9 protein-coding genes are annotated in these 7,819 nt (G+C 70.3%); 5 read left to right on the top strand and 4 right to left on the bottom strand.

Translation table 11 applies throughout. The features are described 5' to 3' along the window. Nucleotides 1-47: 47 nt before the first annotated feature. From AC13HU_RS26375 to AC13HU_RS26365, 3 genes are all read right to left on the bottom strand, one after another. A complete protein-coding gene (locus tag AC13HU_RS26375; RefSeq protein ID WP_483044448.1) occupies nucleotides 48-311 on the bottom strand; it encodes a hypothetical protein in 264 nt (87 codons plus the stop codon). A gap of 36 nt (nucleotides 312-347) precedes the next feature. Next, nucleotides 348-1,268 carry a hypothetical protein gene (locus tag AC13HU_RS26370; protein ID WP_483044447.1) on the bottom strand — a complete coding sequence of 307 codons (921 nt, stop codon included), beginning with the start codon at nucleotides 1,266-1,268 and terminating at the stop codon, nucleotides 348-350. A gap of 91 nt (nucleotides 1,269-1,359) precedes the next feature. Beyond that, nucleotides 1,360-3,558 (bottom strand): hypothetical protein, encoded by a 2,199-nt coding sequence (locus AC13HU_RS26365; protein ID WP_483044446.1) that lies wholly within the window; start codon nucleotides 3,556-3,558, stop codon nucleotides 1,360-1,362. A 367-nt stretch (nucleotides 3,559-3,925) separates the two neighbouring features. Between AC13HU_RS26365 and AC13HU_RS26360 the strand changes: the two genes are divergently transcribed. The 4 genes from AC13HU_RS26360 to AC13HU_RS26345 all read left to right on the top strand — a co-directional run bounded on the left by AC13HU_RS26360 (nucleotide 3,926) and on the right by AC13HU_RS26345 (nucleotide 6,384). Then, entirely contained in the window at nucleotides 3,926-4,357 is a 432-nt protein-coding gene (locus tag AC13HU_RS26360) for a MarR family winged helix-turn-helix transcriptional regulator (protein WP_483044445.1), read from the top strand. A gap of 171 nt (nucleotides 4,358-4,528) precedes the next feature. Beyond that, on the top strand, nucleotides 4,529-4,654 hold the full coding sequence (locus tag AC13HU_RS26355) for a hypothetical protein (RefSeq protein ID WP_483044444.1): 126 nt from the start codon (nucleotides 4,529-4,531) through the stop codon (nucleotides 4,652-4,654). 207 nt (nucleotides 4,655-4,861) lie between these two features. After that, on the top strand, nucleotides 4,862-5,428 hold the full coding sequence (locus tag AC13HU_RS26350) for an isochorismatase family protein (RefSeq protein WP_483044443.1): 567 nt from the start codon (nucleotides 4,862-4,864) through the stop codon (nucleotides 5,426-5,428). A 194-nt stretch (nucleotides 5,429-5,622) separates the two neighbouring features. After that, on the top strand, nucleotides 5,623-6,384 hold the full coding sequence (locus AC13HU_RS26345; RefSeq protein WP_483044442.1) for a hypothetical protein: 762 nt from the start codon (nucleotides 5,623-5,625) through the stop codon (nucleotides 6,382-6,384). Nucleotides 6,385-6,439: 55 nt separating this feature from the next. Here the strand turns inward: AC13HU_RS26345 and AC13HU_RS26340 are convergent, their stop codons facing one another. Beyond that, entirely contained in the window at nucleotides 6,440-7,192 is a 753-nt protein-coding gene (locus AC13HU_RS26340; RefSeq protein ID WP_483044441.1) for a ZIP family metal transporter, read from the bottom strand. Nucleotides 7,193-7,485: 293 nt separating this feature from the next. On the opposite strand from AC13HU_RS26340, the gene AC13HU_RS26335 reads away from it, so the two are divergent. Further along, nucleotides 7,486-7,819, top strand: a 334-nt coding sequence (locus tag AC13HU_RS26335; RefSeq protein ID WP_483044440.1) for a DUF6479 family protein, incomplete at its 3' end; no start/stop codon positions are given.

Raw genomic sequence — 7,819 nt, 5'->3', positions numbered from 1 at the left:
CGGGCGTTCGGTGCCGGTACGTGTACGGGTGGACGGGCGGGGCCGCGTCAGTGCTTCGCGGGGGCCTTCTTGGCCGCGTCGGCCGTGTTCGCCTTGCCGATCAGGCGGATCTGCTCCGGCGAGAACTGGTCGAGCAGACCGATCAGCCGGCTCCTCCGGCCATGGAAGTCGGTGCCCCACTTGTCGGCGGCCGAGCCGGTCCAGGTGTGGGTCATCAGCTTGTTGACGTTCCCTATCGCGGCGCGTATGTCCGCCTCCGCGGTCGATATCGCGGCCATGTCCTTCTTGCAGTCCTCAACGGTGTGGGTCATGGGACCGGCTCCTTGTGTCGTGTACGGAATCGACAGCTACGAGGTCGCGGCCTTGACCGCGAGTGCGGGCTGCGGCTTGCCGTACCCGGTAGAGGTGAGATTGCACATCAGCAGGACCAGGGCACCGCTCTGGACGACACAGCTCTGCGCCTCGCACGAATTGCGGAGCGCCGGGTACTGCTTCCCGGCATCGCATCCGGCACTGGCGATCGGCTGCCGCACCATGACAGTCGTCCTCCCGGTCGCTGCCACGTGCAGGAGGACGTACTCGCTGATGGCAGCGTTCTCCGCGATGGTGTAAAAGCCACCGTCGCTCGCAGGCGCCATGTCCACTGGATCGAAGCCGGACAGGGACTGGCCGGTGACCGGTTCCTTGCCCCCAACGTGCACGTGGGACTGCTTCCCGTCGAGAGTGACGGCCACGATGTCTTCCAGGGTGTCGGGGACCGTGTACAACGTGCCCGTGCTGTCCACGACGACAGAGCGCTTCACCGGCTTCGACTGGTGGTACAGCAGCGTCGCCTTCCCACCCTTCACGGCCCAGTAGTTGCCGCGCTCAGTGACGACGAGGGACCCGTCCGGACGCTCACCGACCGGCTGCGGCGCGACGAACTTCGGCGGGATGGGCACTTGCTCCGGAGCACCCTCCTTGCTGTAGGCGGGTAGCCAGTCGTCCCCCTGCCGGGAAGTGCCCAAGACCACCGACCCGTCGTCGCGAGCCACCATCGCACCGGCGCCGCTGACATTCACACGCTCGGCGGAACTGCTGACCACTCCCCGCCGTGTCATCCGGTACAGGTACGCGTTCTGGTACGCGGTGTTCACCATGTACACGTTGCCCGCCCGATCGGATGCCACCACGGCGAAGGTATGGACAGCGGCGTCACTCAAGTCGTACTTCTTGCTGAGCTTGTCCCACGCGAATGCGGCGACCTTGCCAGGCGCCGGATCGGGCAACCCGATCGTCGAGGTCCCTCCCGAACAACCCGTCACCAGCACGAGGACAAGAGCCGCACACGCCGAAAGCCATGGGGCCGATCGCCTTGCCCTAGTGGCCACGACGCTGCACCTCGTACCTTCCGTATCCGGCGCCGAAGTCCGCCGTCGGACCATCGTGCGCAGTACCGGGGTTGTTACGGGCGAACCACGACACGAAGTCATCGTTGTTCCACGCATCAGGTCTGACGGTCTTCGTCTTCGGGTCGTACCACGACTTGCCCGCCGGTTCTGTCGTCTTCCCCGACCGGATCAGCCCCTGAGCGATAGCGGGGGTGAACGAACTCTGCACTTCGTCCGCGTCGTTCGAGTTCACGGCATCCTGGGCAGCGGCATTGCTCGTGGAGAACGGGTCAGTGGTGGGCGCTTTCACGGACCTGCTCCATGTGACCAGCGTCTGCGTGTATTTGAGCCCCTTCGTGGCGAACTTGCTGGTGACGCCCTTGGGAAGCGATGACCCACTCAGCAGAACTCCGGCGGTGTTGACGACGGTCAGGTTGTACTTGTGCTGCTCGTCGAGTTGCTGCGCCTTGCTGTAACTCACGCTGTTCTTCGCCTTCGTGAACAAACCGACCATGTTGCCCAGGGCGGTGACATCGTCCGAGGAATCCTTGGAGTTCTTCTCGGCGACGGCATCCGACAGTTGCTGATGCATCGCGGTGTCGAACAGCGCCGCCGCGTCCGGATCGTCCCGCACGAACAGTTGCATGGCCGCAACCATGTCGTTGTGCGGGACTACGAGGCCGTGTTCCGGGACGTCGTACCCGGCGGATCCGGGACCGGCGTACATCGACTTGCTACCGATCTCGTCCGCCCAAGTGGCGGTGATGCCCGCGAGGGCGACGGCTGCGCTTCGGGGGTAGGTGAAGTACTCGAGCTGCTCCTTCTGCGACCGACCGTTGAAAGCGCCGTTCTCCTTCGCCGCGGCCTCCAGGATGTTGCTCGCGGCCTGACCCGACTGGTCCTGGAAGGCGGGACTGCGGTCGGTGGCGGCTGCGTCGAGGACCTTGGCGATCGGACCGGAGTCGTCGAGCGCGCCGTCCCGGCCGGTGGTCTGCCACTTGTAGTCGAGCAACTGGGCCGCGTGCCGCTTGCTGTCGGCGGTGTCCTGGCCGAGCAGGTCGCGGGAGCCCTGGGGGTTGTCGCCAAGTTTGTCGAGAACCGAGAGCACCGGGTCGTTGGCCCGGATAGCGGCGATCTTCTTGTCCGCGTCGGACCCGGCGAACGTCGCATCTCCGATGCCGAGTTCGTCGAACCAGGCATTGCCGTTGCCATAGTAGGCGGGCGGGGCACCGTTGCCCGGCAGCATCTCGAACACCGGCCGCATCGCGCCCTGCTTGTCCCGCCAATCCAGCAGGGAACCGCTGACGTCGGCGATCACCCGCGGGTTCCACTTGCCGCCCGCCGGGCCGTACTTGAAGAGCATGGCCACGGACCACACGTCGGCGTCGGAGGGGTGCGTGAGCGGCGCAAGGTAGTCGGGGGCCGGGTGCGGATACTTTCCCGAGGCGGCGATGCCGCTCATCACCTGGGTCGCCTGACCGAACCGGGCCAGCGCGTCGGTGGACGCCTTGCCGAGTGGGGCGTTGTCGTGGGTGCCGTCCTCCGTGTGCAGGGCGTTGGCCGCCTTCACCGTCTCATCAATACCGCCGGACACCATGAACGCGGTCATGTAGGTGCTGTCGCCCTGGTGTTCGGCCATGGACTGCGCGACATCGAGGATCACCTCCCTGGACCCGGTGGCCTTCGGGTCGGCCAGCGCCTTCTTCAACTCGGCCGACTCCTGCTGGGCCTCCTTGGCCGTGTCGATGTCCTTCACATCCCACGGGATGCTGATCATGCCGCCGTACGGGTTCTTCGCGTAGTCGGTCCCGACGCCCGGCGTGAAGCCGGGACCGCCGTGCAGCAGGTTCAGCGCCTCGTCCGCGCGCAGTCCCATGGCGTGTGCGTCGTCCGCGACTTGGTGGGCCTGCTGGGCGATCACCGCGAGGTCGAGGTTCCCGCCCCACTCCTCGAAGTTCGTCCGTATGGTCCCGCCGTCCTTGGCCAGCGCCGTGGCAAGCGCATGCAACCGGTCGGCGAGCTGACGTATGCGATGCGGGTCGACACCCGCGAATTCGGTCATGCTTCCCCCCACTGGACCCACGAGTAAGCAACTCTTACACCAACGACGGCTTGGGCAGACCCGCGGTTGCGCGTCATCGGTGTCGGCACGTCGCAAGGTGACGAAGGCTGGTGAGTTCGTCGCCACGTCACATCCTCACTGTCAGTCGTGGTCCTGGCGCCGCCGGGAGCTGGGCCGCCCGGGAGCACCGCGACGTCGAACCGTGGTGGGGCGAAGCCCGGTTGGGCAACGGAACCTAGGCCGGCGCGGCGGAGATGTCGCGTTGGCAGGGGTTGGAGACGCGGGCGGCGGCGGCGAGGAGGGGCACGGCGAGGGAGGGTCGGCTGCGGGCGACGGCGGCCGCCGTTCGCTCCTCCCGTTCCCAGCCACTCCGCCCACTCCGCCCGCTCCCACCCGAGGCCGCCCGTCAAGTCCGGCCCCCGCACCGGACGGCCGAGCCGAGCTCGACAGGCAAACTTGCAAGTTTTCCTGCTGATCTCCTACGGTGGAGGACATGTCACAGGCCGAACGTCTCCGCACCGCCGACGAGCTGACCACGCTCGTCGCGCAGCTCTCGCGGCGGATGCGGGCCGCTTCGGGCGGGTCGGAGATCACCCCGTCCCAGCAGTCGGTGATCAGCCGGCTCTACCGGGAGGGCCCGGCCAGCACCGCCGCGCTGGCCCGCGGCGAACTCGTCCGGCCGCAATCCATGCGGGCGACGCTCGCCGCGCTGGAGGAGCGCGCCCTCGTGGTGCGCACCCCGCACCCGACCGACGGCCGCCAGGTCGTCTTCTCGCTCACCGACGAGGGCCACCACCTGGTGCACACCGGCCGCCGGGCCCGCCGGAGCTGGCTCGCCGAAGCGATGGAGACGCACCTCAGCCCGGCCGAGCAGCGCGCGATGGCGGAGTCGGTTCCGCTGCTGCGGCGCCTGGCGGAGTCGTGACCGGCACCCTCACGCCCCGCACGGCCACCCGTTTACGCCCCCGACGGCCGCCCGGCGGTCCGCCGATGAGCCGGCCGCCCAGGCGCCGCCCCGGCGGAACCGGCAGCGTGGCCGGGCCGCAACGCGCCTCGCAGTACCTCGGCGCGATCACGGTCCGCGAGCCCGAGCGGCTTGTTCTCCGGCCAATGGGCCACCGACAAGGGGCTGTACGAGATGACGCCGGCCTCGGCGCGGCTCGGGGGCGTCGTCCTCGTGCTCACCGTGGCCGACCGTTCGCCGCGGCGGCCGGACCGCTGAGCCCCGTCCCCAGCTCACCCCGCTCCCCCGCGACGCACATGGCGCACGTGGCGCGTATGGCACACGTGGCGCCCGCGCCCGTACGCACGCCTGCCGCCGGCGGCCGTACGACCAGGCCGTACGACCAGGCCGTACGACCGCCGGCCTCCCGACCATTCCCGCACCGAACCAGGCACCACCCGACCTCGTGAGAGAGAGCACTCCGCTATGACCGCCACCACCCTCGACGCCCGCACCGCGCTCGTCGTCATCGACCTTCAGCAGGGCATCCTCGGGCTGCCGACCATCCACCCGTCCGCCGAGGTGATCGAGCGCTCCGCTCGGCTGGCCGCCGCCTTCCGCGAGCGCGAGCTGCCCGTGGTCCTGGTGAACGTCACCGGCGTGGCCCCGGGCCGCAACGACGGCGGCCCGGGCGGCGCCGTCACCTTCCCCGAAGGCTGGACCGACCTGGTCAAGGAGCTGGACCAGCAGCCGAGCGACATCACCGTCAGCAAGCAGCAGTGGGGCGCCTTCTACGGCACCGGCCTCGACATGGAGCTGCGCCGGCGCGGGGTGACCCAGGTCGTGCTGGTCGGCATCTCCACCAGCATCGGTGTGGAGTCCACCGCCCGTGACGCGTACGAGGCCGGCTACCACGTCACCATCGCCACCGACGCGGTGACCGACACCGACGCGGACGCGCACGCCAACTCCGTGCAGCGGATCTTCCCGCGGCTCGGCGAGACCGGCAGCACCGACGAGATCCTGGCGCTGCTGCCCGCCGCCGGGAACTGACCCGTACCGGGAACCGACCCCGCTCCGGGCCCCGCTCCGGGCCCTGATCCGGCCCGGAACCCGACGAGGGGTGCCGCCCGCCGGCCCGCCTCGTCCCACGGCCGCCGCCGCGCCCGCCCGGGCTCGGCGGCGGCCGTATCCGCGGCCCCGAGGGGGGCGACGGTCCGGCTCGAACACCGCTACGATGCCGCGCCATGAGCGACGACGTGCGCAACCTCGTGCTGGCGTTGGCCGGGCTGGTCATCGGCGGGCTGCTCGGCTGGCTGGTCCGCGGCTACCTCTGGCGGCGCAAACTCCAGCGCAGGCAGCGCTTCTTCGGGCTGCCGAAGGACTCCGAGTGCCTGCTTGTGGTGCCGCGCGACCCGGGTGCGCGCGGCTGGAGCCTGGCCCGGCACGACGCCTTCGCGCTGCTGGAACTGGCCGCCGTGATCAAGGAGTGCGGCGCGCACGCCGAGGTGCTGGCGCACGACACCGCCTGGCAGGGCTTCGGCGCCCGTACCGAGTTCTGCATCGGCGGGCCGGCGGCGAACTACCGGCTCGCCGCGCACCTGCGCTCGATGCTGCCCGGCGTGGAGATCGACACCGACCCGGCGCAGGGCCCCGACCAGGGCGCGATCACCGTGGCCGGGGAGACGTACCGGCTGGAGAAGGGCGCGGTGGAGTACGTCCTGCTGGCCCGGCTGTCGTCCGGCCGCGACACCGGCAACGACCGCCCGGTGTTCCTCGCCTCGGGCCAGCGCGGCATAGCCAACCAGGCCGCGACCCGCTACCTCGCCCGCCACCACGTGCGGCTGGCCCGCAAGTACGGCCTGGACGCGACCTTCTGCCTGCTGCTGCGGGTGGTGAACTCGCAGGCGTACGGCTCCGACGTGGTCGAACTGGTCGCGGACGTCACCAAGGCGGCGACCACCGCGCCCAAGCCGCCCAAGCCGCCCAAGACCCTCACGGCCGGCTGACCGCCGGGGGCCGCCCCTGCCGCCCTTCCCGGCAAGGGTTGTCCCGCCCGCCGCACTAGTTGGCGAGGCCGATGACCATCCACATGATCCCGGCGCCGCCGACCGTGCAGACCAGCGTGGAGGTGGACGGGTGCGGGCTGTGCGCCTCCGGCAGGATGTCGGAGGTGGCCAGGTAGAGCAGGAACCCGGCGAAGAAGCCGAGGTAGAGGCCGAGCGCCCCGGACGGGATGGTGAAGGCGAGGGTGACCGCGGCGCCCGCCACCGGGGCGATCGCGTCGGCGGCCAGCAGCGCCTGGGCCCGGCGCCGGCCGTTCCCGTACAGCCGGGTGATCGTGTACGTGTTGAAGCCGTCGGCGAAGTCGTGCGCGACGACCGCGATGGCCACCACGATGCCGACGGTGTTGCCGGCCTGGAAGGCGGCGCCGATCGCGAAGCCGTCCATCACGCTGTGCCCGACCAGCGCACCCGCCGCGGCGACGCCGATGCCCTTGACCGGGTTGTGCGCGTGGCCGTGGCCGTGGGTGTGCGAGGCGTACTCGCCCTCGTGGGCACGGTGGATGGCGACCGAGCGCTCCACGATGTGCAGGGCCAGGAACCCGGCCACGAACATCAGCAGCCCGGCGGGCACCCCGAAGACGTGGTGGGGCTGGTTCTCCAGTGCCTCGGGCAGCAGGTCGAAGCCGACGACGCCGAGCATCAGCCCCGCGGCGAGGCCGAGAACGAGGTGGCGGCGGTCCCCGATGTGCTGCGCGACGATGCCGCCGACCAGGGTCATCACGAAGGCGCACGTGGCTATCAGGACCGGCATGCCGCAATGATCCAGGACGGCGTCTGCGCTGGCGAATCCGGGTGCCCCTCGCCGCGTACGCCCCCGTGGGTGCGCCGGCGAGCAGGTCGGCCCTCCGTGCACCGCCGGGCTCGGAGTGCGGCCACGCGTCGCTTCCCGCACCGCTTCCCGCACCAGCGGACCGCCCACAACGCCCTCCACACCCTCCCCATCAGTCACTCTCGGTGAGCCGACCCGCCACGTTCCGCTTTTCCCGCTCGCCACTCGTGTTCCCACGCCGATCGCGGGCATCCGAGGGTGGAGGAGGTGCCGAAATGTCCCTTTCCGAGCAGCACATGACCCAGCTCGCGCTCCCGGCCGGTTCGATCGGCCCCTTGGTGATCGGAATTTGCATCGTGATCGTTCTGATCGCGGCCGTGGTGTTCGGGATGCGGCGGGTGGGCAGGGGGCCCGCGGTGCCGAGGGGCATGCGGCCCCGGTCGGGCGCGTGGCAGACGCGTCAGGAGCACGACCGCGGTGCGCCGCCGGACCACGGGCCCGGCCACCAGGGGGATGGGCATCGCAGCCACGACGAGCGGCGGATCGAGCCCGACGAGATGCCCCACGACGGGCGGCGGCGCTTCCCGCACGAGGTGCACACCTCCGGCG

Source organism: Streptomyces sp. NH27, from assembly GCF_056859195.1.
The sequence above is the reverse complement of the archived record's forward strand: the minus strand, read 5'-3'. Positions and strand labels throughout refer to the sequence as shown.